Annotated in this window: 15 protein-coding genes; 13 read left to right on the forward strand and 2 right to left on the reverse strand. The window is 40.6% G+C overall.

Annotated elements, in window-relative coordinates; all coding sequences use genetic code 11:
* The first annotated feature begins 44 nt into the window (after window positions 1–44).
* The 13 genes from N3I35_05785 to N3I35_05845 are packed head-to-tail and all read left to right on the forward strand — an operon-like array spanning window position 45 to window position 13127.
* A complete protein-coding gene (locus N3I35_05785) occupies window positions 45–1430 on the forward strand; it encodes a NeuD/PglB/VioB family sugar acetyltransferase (GenBank protein MCX8129597.1) in 1386 nt (461 codons plus the stop codon).
* On the forward strand, window positions 1396–2070 hold the full coding sequence (locus N3I35_05790; GenBank protein ID MCX8129598.1) for a PIG-L family deacetylase: 675 nt from the start codon (window positions 1396–1398) through the stop codon (window positions 2068–2070). Before N3I35_05785 ends, N3I35_05790 begins: the two co-directional genes overlap by 35 nt.
* Entirely contained in the window at window positions 2067–2762 is a 696-nt protein-coding gene (locus tag N3I35_05795; protein ID MCX8129599.1) for a WbqC family protein, read from the forward strand. Before N3I35_05790 ends, N3I35_05795 begins: the two co-directional genes overlap by 4 nt.
* Before the next feature lies 1 nt (window position 2763).
* Window positions 2764–3981 (forward strand): glycosyltransferase family 4 protein, encoded by a 1218-nt coding sequence (locus N3I35_05800; GenBank protein MCX8129600.1) that lies wholly within the window; start codon window positions 2764–2766, stop codon window positions 3979–3981.
* Complete coding sequence (locus tag N3I35_05805; protein MCX8129601.1) at window positions 3974–4978, forward strand: polysaccharide biosynthesis protein; 1005 nt, start codon at window positions 3974–3976, stop codon at window positions 4976–4978. Before N3I35_05800 ends, N3I35_05805 begins: the two co-directional genes overlap by 8 nt.
* Window positions 4979–6094, forward strand: coding sequence for an NAD-dependent epimerase/dehydratase family protein (locus N3I35_05810; GenBank protein ID MCX8129602.1), 1116 nt, complete (start codon window positions 4979–4981; stop codon window positions 6092–6094).
* A 3-nt stretch (window positions 6095–6097) separates the two neighbouring features.
* On the forward strand, window positions 6098–7222 hold the full coding sequence (gene wecB / locus N3I35_05815; protein MCX8129603.1) for a UDP-N-acetylglucosamine 2-epimerase (non-hydrolyzing): 1125 nt from the start codon (window positions 6098–6100) through the stop codon (window positions 7220–7222).
* A gap of 15 nt (window positions 7223–7237) precedes the next feature.
* Window positions 7238–8335 (forward strand): glycosyltransferase, encoded by a 1098-nt coding sequence (locus N3I35_05820; GenBank protein ID MCX8129604.1) that lies wholly within the window; start codon window positions 7238–7240, stop codon window positions 8333–8335.
* A complete protein-coding gene (locus N3I35_05825) occupies window positions 8310–9617 on the forward strand; it encodes a hypothetical protein (GenBank protein ID MCX8129605.1) in 1308 nt (435 codons plus the stop codon). The genes N3I35_05820 and N3I35_05825 overlap by 26 nt, the downstream gene beginning before the upstream one ends.
* Complete coding sequence (locus tag N3I35_05830) at window positions 9601–10371, forward strand: polysaccharide deacetylase family protein (protein ID MCX8129606.1); 771 nt, start codon at window positions 9601–9603, stop codon at window positions 10369–10371. The genes N3I35_05825 and N3I35_05830 overlap by 17 nt, the downstream gene beginning before the upstream one ends.
* A 2-nt stretch (window positions 10372–10373) precedes the next feature.
* On the forward strand, window positions 10374–11153 hold the full coding sequence (locus tag N3I35_05835) for a hypothetical protein (protein ID MCX8129607.1): 780 nt from the start codon (window positions 10374–10376) through the stop codon (window positions 11151–11153).
* A 24-nt stretch (window positions 11154–11177) separates the two neighbouring features.
* A complete protein-coding gene (locus tag N3I35_05840; protein ID MCX8129608.1) occupies window positions 11178–12563 on the forward strand; it encodes an oligosaccharide flippase family protein in 1386 nt (461 codons plus the stop codon).
* A 27-nt stretch (window positions 12564–12590) separates the two neighbouring features.
* On the forward strand, window positions 12591–13127 hold the full coding sequence (locus N3I35_05845; protein MCX8129609.1) for a GNAT family N-acetyltransferase: 537 nt from the start codon (window positions 12591–12593) through the stop codon (window positions 13125–13127).
* 582 nt (window positions 13128–13709) lie between these two features.
* Here N3I35_05845 and gndA read toward each other — a convergent pair.
* A complete protein-coding gene (gndA, locus tag N3I35_05850) occupies window positions 13710–15122 on the reverse strand; it encodes an NADP-dependent phosphogluconate dehydrogenase (protein MCX8129610.1) in 1413 nt (470 codons plus the stop codon).
* Between the two features lie 40 nt (window positions 15123–15162).
* Entirely contained in the window at window positions 15163–16668 is a 1506-nt protein-coding gene (locus N3I35_05855; protein ID MCX8129611.1) for a gluconokinase, read from the reverse strand.
* Window positions 16669–16763 lie beyond the last annotated feature (95 nt).

Genomic DNA, 16763 nt, shown 5'->3' on the forward strand with positions numbered 1-16763 from the left:
GTTACACATGCAAGTCAGTGTATTGAAGGAGAGTATCAGAGTTTATGAAAAGCCTTGCTATTATTGGTGCAGGTGGCCATGGTATGGTGGCTGCCGAAATTGCACAATTAATGGGTAACTGGAGAGAAATTGTGTTTCTGGACAAAAAAGAAGATATAAAGGACAGAATTGGTTTTCCTGTGATAGGGGTATGTGAGGAATGGGAGAAGCTTGATCCGGAGAAATGGGACTTTTTTGTTGCATTTGGAGACAGCGGATTGAGGCTTCGATTGATAGAAAAGTTAAACCATAGAGGGGTGACACTCCCGATATTAATACATCCGTGCAGTACTATTAGCCGTTTTTGCAAATTGGGGCAAGGATCTATAGTTATGGCGGGATGTGTAGTCAACTGCCAGGTATATGTTGGAAAAGGATGTATTCTGAATACCGGGTGCAGCATCGATCACGAATGCATTTTGGAAGATGGTGTTCATATTTCACCGGGGGCGCATGTTGGTGGCGTAGTCAGGATAGGGAAGTATACATGGATATGCATAGGGGCTAGTATAAGCCATGACATCACAATCGGGGCTGGTGTGGTTATCGCAGCCGGAGCGGTTGTTATAGACAATATACCGGATAACGTTATGGCGGCAGGAGTGCCGGCATCAGTGAAAAAGAGGCTTGCTGATGCAGAGGACGGTGAGTCGGGGAAAGCAGTACAAATTGCAGATAAGACACTGAAAGAGAACAAGAGAAGTATACATGGAGCTAAGGACTTTCCGCGGAGTATTCAAATTTTATTGAAACGTATGTTTGATATAGTTTTTGCTGTTTTTGGGCTAATGATTTTATGGCCTGTTATGGCCTGTGCTGCCTTGTATGTAAGAATCAAATCCCCAGGCCCTGTTATTTTCAAACAGACACGGACCGGATACAAGGGGAAACCCTTTATTATATATAAATTCAGGACACTGACAAATGATAGGGATTTATATGGGAATCTTCTTCCTGCAGCCGAGAGGATCAAGCCATGGGGTTTGATATTAAGAAAGACGGACTTCGATGAGCTTCCGCAATTAATTAACGTATTAAAGGGGGAAATGTCACTAGTGGGGCCAAGACCATTATTTGACCATTATATGCGGCTTTATACACCTGCACAGATGAAACGGCATGATATGAAACCCGGCATTACCGGGCTGACACAGGTAGGCAGAAGCAGTTCCCTTACGTGGAAGCAAAGATTTGATAACGATCTGTATTATGTTGAAAACTGGTCATTATGGCTGGATTTTAAGATATTGTTCAGAACCTTCTTGAAAATGTTTAAAAAGAAAGAAGAAGGTATACATGAGTTCTTTACAGAGTATACAGGTACTTTGGGGGGAGAGAATGCAAAGGAGGGGTTGTATGAGAATACTGGTTGTAGCAGCTCACCCCGATGATGAGGTGTTGGGCCTGGGGGGGACTCTGGCACTGCTGTCGGGTGAACATGAAATATATACCCTGATTGTAACTGACGGTTCTTCAACACAATATGCCGGAGAGGACGTTAATAAAATTCTCGATAAAAAACGTGTTGAATGTAAAGAGTGTAACCGGGTTTTGGGGGTCAAGGATGTGATATTCGGTGATTTGCCTGATATGTGCCTTGATACTGTACCTCATGTAGACATAAATGCGTTGATCCATAGTCAGATAAAAAGTATAGAACCTGATTGGGTATTTACCCATCATTCCGGTGACCTGAATATGGATCATAAAAAGGTATATGAATCAACAATGGTAGCTGTACGTCCTGTAGGAAAACACAGGGTAAAACGGGTCTTTGCCTATGAAACTCCATCTTCTACAGAGTGGAACGGGTATGATCATGTGAATGCTTTTATTCCCAATTGGTTTTTTGATATCACACAAACACTTCCAACTAAAATTGATGCTATAAACTGCTACAGGACAGAGAAAAGAGAGTTTCCGCATCCTAGGAGTATTGAGGCCATAAAAGCCCAGGCAGGGATGAGGGGGTTGGCAGCAGGGGTTGCTGCAGCAGAGGCTTTTTCTGTTATTAAAGGAGTAGGAATATGATAATTTCAATGCATCAGCCTGATTATATACCCTGGCTGGGGTACTTTTACAAGATAAATAAAACAGACATTTTTGTATTCCTGGATGATGTACAGTATTCAAATACAGGGATGCACAACAGGAATCAAATAAAGACACCTCAGGGAAAGTGTTTTTTGACAGTGCCTGTAGCATATAGATTCGGCGACCTGATAAATCAGTGTATTACAAAAGATGAGCTGAATTGGAAGGAAAAACACCTGAAAACCATTGAAATGAACTATAAGCGGGCCCCACATTTCAAGAGTTTTTTTGATATGTTCACTGAAGTCATATCAGCCAGGTATGGGAACTTGGCTGATATGAATATCGAAATAAACAAGAAGATATGTGAGTATTTCGGAATAAAACCCCGGTTTGTAAGGTCTTCCGAACTCTGCATAAACACCACGGGAACACAAAGGATCATCGATATATGCAGACTATTTGATGCGGATGTATATTATTCAGGCAGAGGTGCAATGGCATATCAGAAACCGGAGATGTTCCGGGATAATGGTATATCCTTGGTGTATACTGATTACTCTCCTTTTGCCTACAGTCAGCTCTGGGAAGGATTTGCCGACAGCCTGTCTGTTGTTGACTATATTATGAACCATGGCTTTAAGTGGCCTGACAATAAAAATTGTGAGATTATGAAAGGGTATGGTTAAGATGAATATTCTTTTTGTCACAGCTGTATGGGTAAACAAGGGTGAAAGCAACATATACAGCGATCTGGTACAGGAATTTATAAAACACGGCCATAGTATGACAGTGGCGACAGCAAATGAAAAGCGGGGTGACCGTCAGACCTGCCTTTCCTGTGAGGAAGGCATTGAAATATTGAGGATCAGTACTGGCAGCATGCAGAAAACAAACAAGTTTAAGAAGACTATTTATTCCTTTGTTTATGGCATAAAACTATGGTATTCAACAAAAAAGCATATGAGAAAGAGGTATTTTGATCTTATCATTTGTTCAACTCCACCTGTAACTATTTCCGGGGCGATTAAGCTTATCAAGCGGAAGTACAATGCAAAGATGTATCTACTGCTAAAGGATATTTGGCCCCAGTCGGCAGTGGATCTGCATGCAATGAGAAAAGGCGGAGCTGTGTGGACGGTTTTCAGGTTTTTCGAGAAATTGATGTACAGAAACGCAGATTTTATAGGGTGTATGTCTCCCGCCAATATTAACTATTTAAAAAAGAACAATCCCTATTTGGACTCCGGAATAATCGAATTATGCCCGAATAGTATGAAATTGCGCAATAACAAGGAGATTTGCCGTGACAGGATACGCAAAAAGTATAACCTTCCGCTTGAGGCTGTCATATTTATATTTGGCGGAAACCTTGGAATACCTCAGGGGGTAGGATTTCTACTTGAACTTATTGGCATAATGAGGGATAGAAAAGATGTATTTTTCCTAATAGCTGGAGATGGTACTGAAACTCCAAAAATCAAAAAATATCTAGCGGAAAATAAGCCTGAATGTGCGGCTTTTATAAGCAGGCTCAGGAAGGATGACTACGACGAACTGGTGCTTTCATGTGATGTAGGGATGATTCTTCTGAATAAATTGTTTACCATGCCGAACTTCCCGTCAAGGCTCTTGTCTTATCTTCACGCGGGGCTGCCGGTAGTGGCAGCGGTTGATGAAGCGACTGATTTGGGGGATATCCTTTTGCAATACGGCTGTGGTGAAAAAGTACCGGCAGGAAATATAGAGGCTTTTGTCCGCGCAGTAGACAGATTGGCATCCAATGCTGCTTTGCGTACGGAAATGGGGAAAAGAGCAAGAAAGCTTCTTGAAACCGAATATTTGGTAGAGAAGACATATGAAACCATAATAAGGCATTTTAAGAGGGAGGTGTCGGAATGTGTTTAAAGATAAAGTACTCTTATTGACCGGTGGCACCGGTTCATTCGGCAATGCGGTATTGAAAAGGTTTTTGGATACTGATATTGGAGAAATCCGTATTTTTTCAAGAGATGAAAAAAAGCAGGATGATATGCGTAAAAAATTCAAAAATGGCAAAATATCCTTTTATATAGGTGATGTTAGGGAATATTCAAGTATTTTAAATGCAATGCGCGGTGTGGATTATATTTTTCATGCGGCAGCATTGAAACAGGTGCCTTCCTGTGAGTTTTTCCCTTTAGAGGCTGTCAAGACAAATGTTATCGGAACCTGTAATGTACTGGATGCTGCCATAGCAGAAGGTGTTAAAAAGGTCATATGCCTTTCCACAGATAAAGCTGTATATCCTGTAAATGCTATGGGTATTTCCAAAGCACTGATGGAGAAGGTGACGATAGCAAAGGCGAGGACAGTACCTGTCGGGAAGTGTACCATAGCCTGTACCCGTTATGGAAACGTAATGGCATCCAGAGGTTCTGTGATTCCGCTCTTCATGTATCAGATCAAGAATGGCCTGCCTATAACCATTACAGAACCATCAATGACGAGATACCTTATGTCACTTGACGAAGCTGTGGAATTGGTAATGTTTGCATTTGAGAATGCAAAGCCCGGTGATATTTTCGTCCAAAAAGCGGCAGCATGCACTATAGGCGACCTGGCAAAGGCCATGTTAGAACTGTTTAAAGCAGATAATGAAATAAAGATTATCGGAACGAGACATGGAGAAAAGTTGTATGAGACACTGCTTACCCGTGAAGAGATGCTGCACAGTGATGATATGGGCAATTACTTCAGGATTTCCGCTGATAATAGGGATCTGAACTATGACAAATATTTCGTAGAAGGAGAAGTTATGGCCTATGATCAGGAATATAACTCCTATAATACCAAACTGCTCACAGTTGAGGAAATCAAGGATTTGCTTCTAACACTTGATATTGTCAAAAAGGAGTTGAACTAAGTGAAAAATGTATTAGTCACGGGTGCATCAGGCTTTATTGGAAAAAACCTCACAACTGCGTTGAAACAGATGGACGGAATTGCTTTAATGCAGCATGACATCAGTGATTCTACAGAGGTTTTGGAAGAATATATAAAACAGGCAGATTTTGTTTTCCACCTGGCAGGAGTTCACCGCCCTCCGGATGAAAGGGAATTTCAGACCGGAAATACAGGCTTTACGGAACAACTGCTGGATATAATGGATAGATGTAATTACAAGGAAACAATAGTTTACTCGTCTTCGATTCAGGCAGTGCTGAATAATCCTTATGGACGAAGTAAAAAAGCAGCTGAAGAGGCAATTACAGCATGGGCTGAAAAGAATGGGTCAAAGGCCTATATATATAGATTGACAAATGTTTTCGGGAAATGGGCAAGGCCGGATTATAATTCGGTTGTGGCAACGTTTTGTCATAATATTGCATGCAATCTCCCGATAAAAATCTCTAATCCTGAACAGGAAATAAAATTTGTCTATATAGATGACGTCGTAGAAGAATTCATCAATGCACTTAAGGGGACTCCTAATATGGCCCAGGATGGATTTTGCCATATTCCCCGCGTATTTAAAATATCTCTTGCCCAACTCGCGGAGACTATACGGAGCTTCAAAAAAAGCAGGGAAACGGTTGTTTTGCCGGACTTTTCCAGTGATTTGATCAGATTTCTCTATGCAACTTATACGTCCTATCTGGATGCTGACAACTTAGAGTATGCCGTAGAAATAAAAGAAGACAATAGGGGGTGGCTGGCTGAGCTGCTAAAATCAAAATCTTTTGGTCAGATTTTTATTTCACGGACAAAACCCGGTATCAAAAGAGGAAACCATTGGCATCACACAAAAGCAGAGAAGTTTGTTGTACTGGAAGGTAAGGCTGTGATAAAGCTGATGAACCTCAATGGAGGGGATGTAATAGAGATACCGGTGGAAGGTGACAATCTGAAAATAGTTGATATTCCTGCAGGTTATGCACACTCCATCGAAAATACGGGACATTCTGATCTGGTTACCCTGTTTTATGCAAATGAGATATTTGATAAACAAAAGCCTGACACATACTTTGCGGAGGTGTGACCAATGCCGAAATTGAAGCTTATGACCATTGTCGGTACCAGACCGGAAATCATAAGGCTTTCGGAATGTATAAAGGCCTGTGACAACTATTTTGAACATATTCTTGTTCATACAGGCCAAAACTGGGATTATTCACTAAATAAGGTTTTTTTTGAGGATTTACAACTCCGGGAGCCGGATTTCTATCTGGATGCAGCAGGAGGAAATCTGGGAGAAAGCATTGGTAACATAATAAGCCGGTCATATGAGGTGATGAATAGGGAAAAGCCGGAGGCGCTGCTGGTACTTGGAGATACTAACAGCTGCCTGGCAGCCATAGCTGCAAAAAGGCTAAAAATTCCCATATTCCATATGGAAGCCGGAAACCGCTGCTTTGACCAGAATGTGCCTGAGGAGACAAATAGGAGGATTGTGGATCATATCAGCGATATAAACCTTCCTTATACCGAGCACAGCAGGAGGTATCTCATTGCCGAGGGAATACGGAAAGAACACATTTTTGTTACAGGTTCGCCAATGACAGAGGTTTTGAATAAGAACCTTGATAAGATAAACGGAAGTACGGTATTGAACGAGCTGGGTCTGGAGCCGGGCAAATATTTCGTTGTATCGGCGCATAGAGAGGAAAATATAGAACATGATGAAAGCTTTTTTTCACTTATGGACGCATTAAACCAACTGGCGGAGAAATACAAGTATCCGATAGTGTACTCGACACATCCCCGCGCATGGAAGAAGATAAGCGAAAGTGGGTTTGTATTTCACGAGCTGATTAAAAAACTAAGACCTTTTGGCTTTTTTGATTATAACAAGCTCCAGTTAAATGCATTTTGTGTACTTTCAGACAGTGGCACGTTATCTGAGGAGTCAGCAATATTGGGGTTTCCGGGAGTTTTGATAAGGACGTCCACGGAAAGACCTGAAGCTGTTGACAAGGGAACTGTTTTGCTGGGAGGTATAAAATTTGGGGATATTGACCAGGCTGTCGAGCTTTGTACAAATATGGATAAGAAAGAAAAGAGTGTACTGGCGTATGACTACAGGGATACAAACGTTTCAATGAAAATAGTCAGAATAATTCAGGGGTATACAAAGATTATCAACAGGTTTGTCTGGTTGAAAACGTAAAGGGTGATGATGCAAATGCGGATTGTGATCGTAAATGTGGCTGCGACTTGCGGAGGGGCCTTGTCTGTGCTTACGGATTTTTATAATGATATCTGTAGCAATCCATGCGGCCACCAGTGGATATTTATTGTCAGTACTCCTGTGCTTGAAGAAACAGCAGATGTAAAAGTCAGAAGGGTTCCCTGGGTTTTCAGAAGCTGGTGGCACCGGATTTATTGGGAGCTTTTTGTGGCAAGTAAAGTGATTGATGAATATAAGCCTGATGTTGTTCTTACATTGCAAAGCACCATGGTTTTACGGACCAAGATTCCTCAGGTGGTATATGTGCAGCAGGCAATTCCGTTCCAAAAGCTGCAAAGGTTTTCATTTCTGAAGAAAAAAGAGAGAGTGCTGGCTTTTTATCAATACTTCTACGGATATCTGATCAAAAGATCGATAGTGAATGCAGCTGCTGTCGTCATGCAGAGCCAATACTTAAAGGATGCTGCATCGGATATAGATCAAAAGCTTGCAGGGAAAATCCATGTAATTCCTCCTAAAGTGAAAATTCCTGAATATATCAGTACAGATTCCCACAAGCCCTGTACTTTGAACAGATTTTTCTATCCTGCTGCTTACCTGGTATATAAAAATCATAAGTGTATTTTTGAAGCTATGAAATATCTCCTGGAAACAGATAAACGGGATTTTAGCGTTAGCTTAACGGTTAGTGCCGGGGAAATAAGAAATGATATAGGCAAATTTAAGCCGGACTTATGGAGAAATCTGCAGCTGACCGGAAGGATCAAACGCGATGAAGTATTAAGAAAGTATGGTGAAACTGTATTGGTCTTTCCATCCTATATAGAATCCTTCGGTATGCCGCTATGCGAGGCGATGATGGCGGGAACACTAATCCTTGCTGCTGATTGCCCTTATGCACGTGAGGTTATTGGGGAATACAGGAATGCATATTTCTTTGATCCCTTTGACAGCAGAAAGCTTGCGGAATTGATGCTAAAAGCAATAAACGGAGAGATAGGCAGAATCAATGAAAAAACTAAAATTCGGAAAACAGAGAATAGAAGTATGGTAGAGGTTTTGGAAAATGTTGCAGGAAAACAGAGTTTGTGATCTTCGTAATCCGGCCTTTAAACCGGATAATTTGCTATATGGGGTTGTAGTCATCATTACATTTTTGTTTGCAGTAATCCAGTATGCTGCGATAATCACAGTATTCTATACTGCAATCCTTGTATATGTACTTTTTCGGAACAGGTTAATAATGCATTTAAATAGCTTCATGTATCTAATAACCCTAATGATGGGCATGATTTTATTTCAAATAGTTTTTTTGAATAATACCATGCTATTCAATTCCGGGTTTGCAGTCAAGGAACTATCGAGGCTGGTTATCTACCTGCTGATATTTCTTGTAATTATGAATATTAACGTAGACTTTGACTGTATGTACAAACTATGGGTAGCTCTGCTGTATTTGTCTCTGATAATTCAGGTGATTCAGTTTACTAAAGTCATAATGATTGATGACTGGTTAAGGCTTATTTACGGTGAATCTCAGGGAATAGATATGACGGTTGCGTACAGTACCATGGAGTATTTCCGCTCAGGGGCATTATTTTTGAACTGCAACCAATATATCAAATTTGCTTTGCTGGTATACTGCATTATTCTTCAAAAGATTGAAATAGATTATTTACAGGGACAAAGACTGGGGGTAATCAGGCACTTAACTCCGGTTGCTGCAGTTTTTGCTTCGATTGTATTTTCTGGTTCCAGGACAGGGTTTATTATCTTTGCCCTGATAAGCATTGCTTTTGCTGCATATTTCTTAAGTATGAGCTTTCCCCGCCTGAGTATGAAAGGCTTTATAGCTGTGGTAATAACATCAGCGGTCATGGTAATTATATGTTTGGGTATTATTATTGCCTTTAGCGGCAGGATTGCAGGACTGATGAAAGATTTCAGGATATTTCACATACTGCTGGGGCTTGACACATCTATGGCATACAAGTCCAATACTTTTCTCAATTTGATAGAGGATGCGGGCATAGGAAATCTTCTCCTGGGCTTTGGAGTTTTTGACACCTCCGGCTGGGAGTCCACACTGATAGATTTTGATCTCGGCTATATGATTTCCTTTTTCGGAGTATTCGGCTTATTTTTCTATTGTCTGCTGATTGTGAGCATTCTCAGCAAAAACAGGTGCGAAGGCAGTGTTTTTCACATTATTCATTATGGAGCCATCGCAGTTATTATTTTTAGTTCCCTTTCCAGCGGAGTTTTTCTCAATCTGAGGGTTTTTTCAGTTATGATTTGCGCATTATTTGTGAAAAAGCAGATAAGAAGTTGTATTAAAAGGAATGGTATTGACAGATATGAACGCAACACTTAGAAAATATGTTTTGAATCTGGTACCTTATGTAGGACGGTTTGCTGTGAACAAAAATATTCCTGTCATCTACTACCACGATATTGTAGAGGACGGAAAGGGAGAAAGCTATTCGAAGACAGATGTTTCAGTATTTAAAAGGCATATGGAGTTTTTACACCGGAGTGGGTACAAGACATATACTTTTGATGAATTGGAGGATGTATCGCTGATAAAGACACAAGAAAAGAAAGTTTTAATTACATTTGATGACGGGTATGTATCAAATTATTCCATAGTTTTTCCTGTCTTAAAGGATTTAGGCCTGAAGTTCAATATATTTGTCGCAGCAGGTGAAATAGAAAACAGCAACGAGAAGTATTTGAAGCCTGAAATGATCTATGAGATGGCCTGTTCCGGTATTGCTGGTTTTGGAGCACATACCTTTTCACATATTGATGCTACACAAATACATGAGAACAATTTTGAAAAAGAAGTAATATATACCAATAGGTATTTACGGGATATCACAGGGGCTGACGTTAAGGATTTTTGTTTCCCTTTCGGGCATTACAACTGGAAAACCCTATCATACCTTTCCCGGAAGAATATATACAAAAGACTGTATACTTCGGATCATATGCCAGTAAGATCAATATCTGAAACAACTGTCATAGGTAGGATAGGCATAGAAAACAATGACAATATGGATGTTTTTATTAAAAAACTTAAGGGGTGGTATGACATTCTTTACTACCTGCACAGCGGGAGGGTATGAAAATGTTTGAGGTTATAGATGGTATAGAATATTTTTGTGAATGGAGCAGCAAAATGGCTGCCAAAGAAATCGGGGATTTCATTTATGTACAGAACGAGGTTTTTGACACTCACATAGGGTATTCATACTTTAAGCATAAATTTATCGATAATATCTATGGAGATTCTCTCATAGTAATTGCCTATATAAACGGGGCACCGGCTGCGGCAAGGGCAATGTGGCGTAATGATTTGGATACCGGCAGACGGCAAGCGTATCAGCCTTGCGATACTGCAGTTTTATATAAATACCGTGGATGTGGAATATTCAAGGTTATGACGACATTGGCAAAAAGCAGATTACCCCATAAAAGCATTCTTTACAATTTCCCCAATAAAAACTCCTATCCAGGCTATAAAAAGCTGGGGTGGAGGGATATAGGAAGCTACTGCTATCGTATTTGGTTTGGCTTCAGACAATATGAAAAGGAGCACCCTTTTCTGATAGACAGTGAGTACGTAAAGTGGTGGTTTGGAAGTAGAAAAGATAGGGATTTTTGTGTAGTCAGCCGGAAGGGGCAGCATTATTTGATGAGGAGAAGGAAGTACAATATCTATATAGCAATCGGGAAAATATGTGAAAGTGATGCAGTAATGTTCAGGAAAACCAGATTTCCAATCATCTTGTTTTATTCTCAAAAAAAATCTTTTTTTCACAGGTTTTCAAGCCTGATAAGGGTTGTAGCTTCAGGGGATGCTCCAATAGATATAAAAATACCCTTATATAAAATTGATGCCATATAGTGTGAATACAGGGGGAGACTTTTTGTGAAACGGAGAATAACTGGGTGCTTAAGGGGGATCAATCAAAAAATCAATAGAAGTGAATTTGCGAAAAAGCTTATGGGCGGTGTTTTTTGGAGTCTGTCCGGGTCGGTATTATCAAGGGGAATGATGATGGCATCAAATATACTGGTCGCAAGAATACTGGGAAAAGTATCTTACGGAGGTCTGGCTATTATTCAAAGCACGGTTGTAATGGCAGGTATATTTGCAGGATTCGGAATTAAAGATACTTGCAGGAAGTTCATAGCTGCATTGAAAACATCGGATAAAGAAAAGACCGGAAGAGTTATGGGGTTATGTATAATGTTTGCTGTTTTTTCAGGAGGAGTCATAGCAGTAATTATGAATATAGCAGCTCCATTTCTGGCAGAAAAGCTATTCAATAGCAAGAGTCTTGTCACTCCCCTCAGGATTTCTTCTCTCCTAATATTCATAAATGGGATAGTAGGAGCTCAAATGGGGATTATTACTGGTTTTGAATGCTTTAGGCAGGATGCGGTAAGGGGTGTAATATCAAACATTATAACCGTTCCATTAGTTATGACCGGAGCATATTTCAGAGGAATAAACGGTGTATTCACAGGCCTGGCCGTAGGAGGCGCCATAAATATACTGTTGTATTATTTATTCATCAGAAACATTGCCAGAAAACAGGGTATAAGAATCAGCTACAGAAGTGCTTTGGGTGAAATGAATATATTGTTGGGATTTTCGCTGCCAGCAGCGCTTGTGAGTATGATGATGGCGCCTACTACCTGGATATGCAATTCAATCCTGGTCCGGGGTAATCATGGATTGACAGAAATGGGCATACTCGAGGCGGCGAACCAGGGCAGACTCATGGTATTGTTTGTGCCCGGCACTGTATCTCTGGTTTTTCTTCCGGCTTTATCCAGATTTTTTGCCTCAAAACAGCTGATAGAGTTTAAGAGGGTATTCCGGGTAAATATTCTTATAACTGTATCCAGCGCTGTAGTCGTAGCACTACCACTGATAGTATTCAGCAAATTTATAATGGGGCTTTATGGGAATGGGTTTGCAGAAAAAGGCATAATACTTGTGCTGGTTTCCTTGGCAGCAGTTTTGAAAGCTGTAAATGATGCCCTTATAGTAGTTTATTACAGCATAAACAGAGTCTGGACGGCATTTGTATTTAACTTTATCTGGTCAAATATCTGTATCTGGTCAACGTATGTCATGGTTCATACGGCTGCCATGGGTGCCAAAGGATATGCTGCTGCACTCATTCTTTCCTATATACCCCATATCTCATTTATGATACTTTATTTGCTATACTTTTTTAAGAAGCTGGATAGGAGCACCCAATCGGCTAAATCCGATTCAAATATTGATATAAACAGAGTCTGAAAAAAACTGGGTATAGGAGTGTAATAAATGTTTAGAGGTAAAGATATATATCTTTCATATCTGACAACGGACGACAGCAAGCTTATGCTGGAATGGATAAATACAAGGGAGGATGTTCTGTTTAATTCTGCGTACAAGCCTGTCCATGAAACACAGCATAAGCATTGGTTTGAAAAAACTACTTCAAGCAATGAAGCCTACATTTTTGCTATCAGGACTATAGAAAATGATGCTCTGATAGGAAACTGCCAGCTATGTTCCGTAAACAGCATATATAAAAGTGCGGAGCTAAAAATACGGATAGGGGAGGAAGCTCAGAGGGGAAAAGGATTTGGAACTCAGGCTGTAAAGCTGATTTTGAAATTTGCATTTGATGACCTAAATCTTAACAGGGTTTATCTGAATGTTTTTGAATCAAATATCAGGGCGTGTGATACCTATCTGAAATGCGGATTTGTAAAGGAGGGAGTCCTCAGAAAGGCAGCTTATATAGACGGAAAGTATGTTGATACGATAATTATGGGTATTTTGAAAGAAGAGTTTGCAAGTCCTACGTTTTCATAGGTGTATTTCAGGTATTAAGCTACTCTGGTGTGCCGGTTAATTAAGTACAAGTTTCATTCCGAAGGCGTATATGCTTGATTTGGGAGATTTCTAACCAGCTAGCGCAACACCTGATTATGTAGAAAGATGGATAAAACAAAATATCCATCTTTCTTGTGTTACTTACGCAACTTTAGCAACTTGCAGTAAATCATAAAGAGAATGTGGAAAAACACCAGCTCTGCGAGCAATACCAAAACGTAATGAAGCAGAAAAGCAGAGGACAGTGACCAGTCGATGAACTGCGTAAAACTTTTGACCATTGGAAAACCGTTAGCCAGCTTATACACCCATATGGTCAACCAGACTATACCTGTTGCGGGAACATTAAAAAAAAGGCTGCGTAAAAATCTGAAAAAGTAGTTAGGTTTAGAAAAGTCAGGATGTGAAGCATAGTAATAACTTAAATTGGCTTCATACAGGTACTCCAGTAAAAAACCCGGTAAAATGAGTAGCAGAATTGATATTACTAACACAAAAAACACTTCCTTTTTCGGTTTTTATATATATTATGTAAACTCGCATGGAAGTGTGATATCAAAATCACTTAATGTGAAATGACCCTTTCTTATCTACTCTTTCAAAGGTATGAGCTCCGAAATAGTCCCTTTGTGCCTGGAGCAGGTTTGCGGGAAGTCTGTCACACCGGTAGCTGTCGAAGTAGGATAGGGCACTGGTGAAAGCGGGGATAGGTATACCGGAGTGTATTGCGGCAGAAACAGTTTTTCTCCAGCAATCCTGGTATCTGTCAATTATATCTCTAAAGTAGGAACTCATAAGAAGATTGGATAAAACCGGTGATTTGTCATAGGCCTCCATTATTCTGTCAAGAAATTGTGCCCTTATAATGCAGCCTCCTCTAAAAATAGCGGCTATTTTTGATAGATCCAATTCCCAGCCATACCTTGCTGAAGCTGCTTTCATCAATTGGAACCCCTGGGCATAGCAGCAGATTTTACTTGCGTATAAGGCTTTTCTTACTGCTTCGATAAATTCCTTTTTACTGCAATCCAGCTTTACAGAAGTATCAGAACGGCTGAAAACCTTGTTTGCTACCATTCTTTCATCTTTAAGGGAAGAGAGATATCTTGCAAAAACAGCCTCTGTAATTGTAGGTGCAGGCACTCCAAGATCAAGAGAAACCTGAGAAGCCCACATGCCCGTCCCTTTTTGATCGGCTTTATCCAGTATAATGTCAATTAATGGGAGGCCGGCTTCCTGGTCATAATACTTGAAAATGTCTGCTGTGATTTCAATAAGATAGCTTTTAAGCTCGCCATTGTTCCATTCGGAAAAGACATTATGCAATTCCTCTGCATTGAGGCCGGTTAGGTTTTTGAGAATATGATAGGCTTCACAGATAAGCTGCATATCTCCATACTCAATGCCGTTATGAACCATTTTTACAAAGTGGCCGGCTCCGTCAGATCCTATATACTGACAGCATGGATGACCTCCAGCTTTGGCTGCAATGGAGGTAAGTATATTTTCAACCTTTTCATATGAGGTCTTACTTCCGCCAGGCATTATCGCAGGCCCGTTCAAAGCACCCTCCTCACCACCTGATATACCCACTCCTATAAACTCAAATGCGAGGTCTTTAAGCTTCAAGCTTCTCCGTATCGTATCCTGAAAGAAGGAATTTCCCCCATCAATCAATATATCACCTTTTGAAAGGAGCGGTAATAATGTATCTATGACTTCATCCACCGGATCTCCAGCTTTCACCATGATAAGGATTTTTCGTGGTGCTTCAAGCATATTGACAAAATCCTGAACTGTGGATGCTCCTGAAATATCTAACCCGGAAGCATCCTTATCAGCTGACAGAGCGGCAACTCTGTCCTGCCAGTAATCATACACAGCTACTTTAAACCCTTTTCCTGCCATATTAAGAGCAAGATTCCTTCCCATTACTCCCATACCTATTATGCCTATATTATGGTATTTTGACATATTGTATCAAACCTGCCTTTAAATATATTGTATCTTTGAACTATTTGTAATATAGATTACTGTATATCTCCATTGCCCTTTTATATGCATGGGTATAGAATTTATGAGTTTCCGCATCCGGTGTGATTATGGACCGGGGCTTCATAGAAGGCAGCATATTATCAAAACCGTTTGCTGCTCCTACTGCAACCATAGCCAGATATGCTGCTCCAAGCGCAGAAGCTTCAGTAACCGGAGCTACTAGTATTTCCTTATTGAATATATCTGCCTGCATCTGCAGCCAGACCTTCGATTTGGCATAACCGCCGCTTGCAATGATTTTTGAGGCAGTCCTATTCATATCTGACAGAATCTCATAAATGGAGAAAAGCCTGTAAAGAACTCCCTCCATAGCAGCCCTCACAATATGCTTTCTTCCGTGTATGAGGCTGAGGCCATACATGGTACCCCTCACTTCGGGATTCCAGTCAGGGCTCCTTTCACCCGCAAGATAGGGAAGGAAAAACAAACCATTACTTCCTGCAGCGATTTCCGAGGCATATCTGTCAAAAAGTTTATAAATGCTTACATTGGATCCATGGGCTTCATCTATGAACTGCTTCTCAAACTCATCCCTTATCCACTTAAGGACTATTCCACCGTTATTTATCGCCCCACCGGCTACCCAGGTGTTCTTTAGAAAAGGATAGCACCAGGTCTGTTGTTCAGCTGCCAAAAGAGGTTTGTTGACGGATGTCCTCAAAGCACCGCTTGTCCCGATAGTTGATGAAAAAGCACTATCATTAACAACTCCGCTTCCCAGATTTGCCATAATACCATCACCGGAACCTATTACAACAGGCGTATCGGCTGATAAGCCCATTGCCCGGGCGTATTCAGCATTCATTCCTTTCAGACAAAAGGTACATTCTGCAGGTTCACTCAACCTGTCTTTGCCTATTCCGAGGATATCTCCAAGAATAAAACCGTCCCATTCAAAGCTGTGTATGTTGAAATACCCCTGACATCCCGCCAGAGTATAATCAACAATGTATTCACCAAATAGGCGGAAGATGATGTATTCTTTTATTGTGATAAACTTATATGTTTTGCTGAAGACGTCAGGACAGTTGTTCTTAATCCATATTATTTTGCTTGCAGGATACATCGGGTGTTGAAGCCTGCAGCCTGTGATTCTGTATAGTTCAATGCTGTCAAAGTTTTCTTTTATAGAGGCTGCCTCTTTTACTGCTCTTGCATCAGCCCAGATCATAACAGCTGTTAGAGGCTCACCGCTTTTATCAACAGTTAGCAAGCTGTGCATCTGGCAGCTTAGCCCAATTCCATTGACCGATACATTATTTGCGCCGGCAAAGTCTGTGCAATCCTTTATTACTGTAATTGTCTGATAAAAAAGCACGGCTGCATCAAGCTCTGCAAGACCGTTTTCTTTTGATAGTACGGTGCACTCCCTACTCGATATATATTTCTGATAGCCGTCTATGTCGAATAAAGCTGCCCTTATGCTTGAGGTTCCGATATCAACACCTATATAGCCTTCACCCATGCTCTTCACCTTTTCAGACTAAAGTTTGTAAACTCCTTAAACCAATCGGCACTAGTTTCCCTTACTTTTTCCGGTTCTCTAAATCAATCGATAAT

It is taken from the genome of Clostridia bacterium (assembly GCA_026414765.1).
Taxonomy (GTDB): domain Bacteria; phylum Bacillota; class Clostridia; order Acetivibrionales; family DSM-27016; genus SKW86.

What these genes read in the sequence shown, in the direction of transcription:
- N3I35_05785 (MCX8129597.1), top strand. Translation starts at nt 45, where the DNA reads ATGAAAAGCCTTGCTATTATTGGTGCAGGTGGCCATGGTATGGTGGCT.
- N3I35_05790 (MCX8129598.1), top strand. Translation starts at nt 1,396, where the DNA reads ATGAGAATACTGGTTGTAGCAGCTCACCCCGATGATGAGGTGTTGGGC.
- N3I35_05795 (MCX8129599.1), top strand. Translation starts at nt 2,067, where the DNA reads ATGATAATTTCAATGCATCAGCCTGATTATATACCCTGGCTGGGGTAC.
- N3I35_05800 (MCX8129600.1), top strand. Translation starts at nt 2,764, where the DNA reads ATGAATATTCTTTTTGTCACAGCTGTATGGGTAAACAAGGGTGAAAGC.
- wecB (MCX8129603.1), top strand. Translation starts at nt 6,098, where the DNA reads ATGCCGAAATTGAAGCTTATGACCATTGTCGGTACCAGACCGGAAATC.
- N3I35_05820 (MCX8129604.1), top strand. Translation starts at nt 7,238, where the DNA reads ATGCGGATTGTGATCGTAAATGTGGCTGCGACTTGCGGAGGGGCCTTG.
- N3I35_05825 (MCX8129605.1), top strand. Translation starts at nt 8,310, where the DNA reads ATGTTGCAGGAAAACAGAGTTTGTGATCTTCGTAATCCGGCCTTTAAA.
- N3I35_05830 (MCX8129606.1), top strand. Translation starts at nt 9,601, where the DNA reads ATGAACGCAACACTTAGAAAATATGTTTTGAATCTGGTACCTTATGTA.
- N3I35_05835 (MCX8129607.1), top strand. Translation starts at nt 10,374, where the DNA reads ATGTTTGAGGTTATAGATGGTATAGAATATTTTTGTGAATGGAGCAGC.
- N3I35_05845 (MCX8129609.1), top strand. Translation starts at nt 12,591, where the DNA reads ATGTTTAGAGGTAAAGATATATATCTTTCATATCTGACAACGGACGAC.
- gndA (MCX8129610.1), bottom strand. Translation starts at nt 15,122, where the DNA reads ATGTCAAAATACCATAATATAGGCATAATAGGTATGGGAGTAATGGGA.
- N3I35_05855 (MCX8129611.1), bottom strand. Translation starts at nt 16,668, where the DNA reads ATGGGTGAAGGCTATATAGGTGTTGATATCGGAACCTCAAGCATAAGG.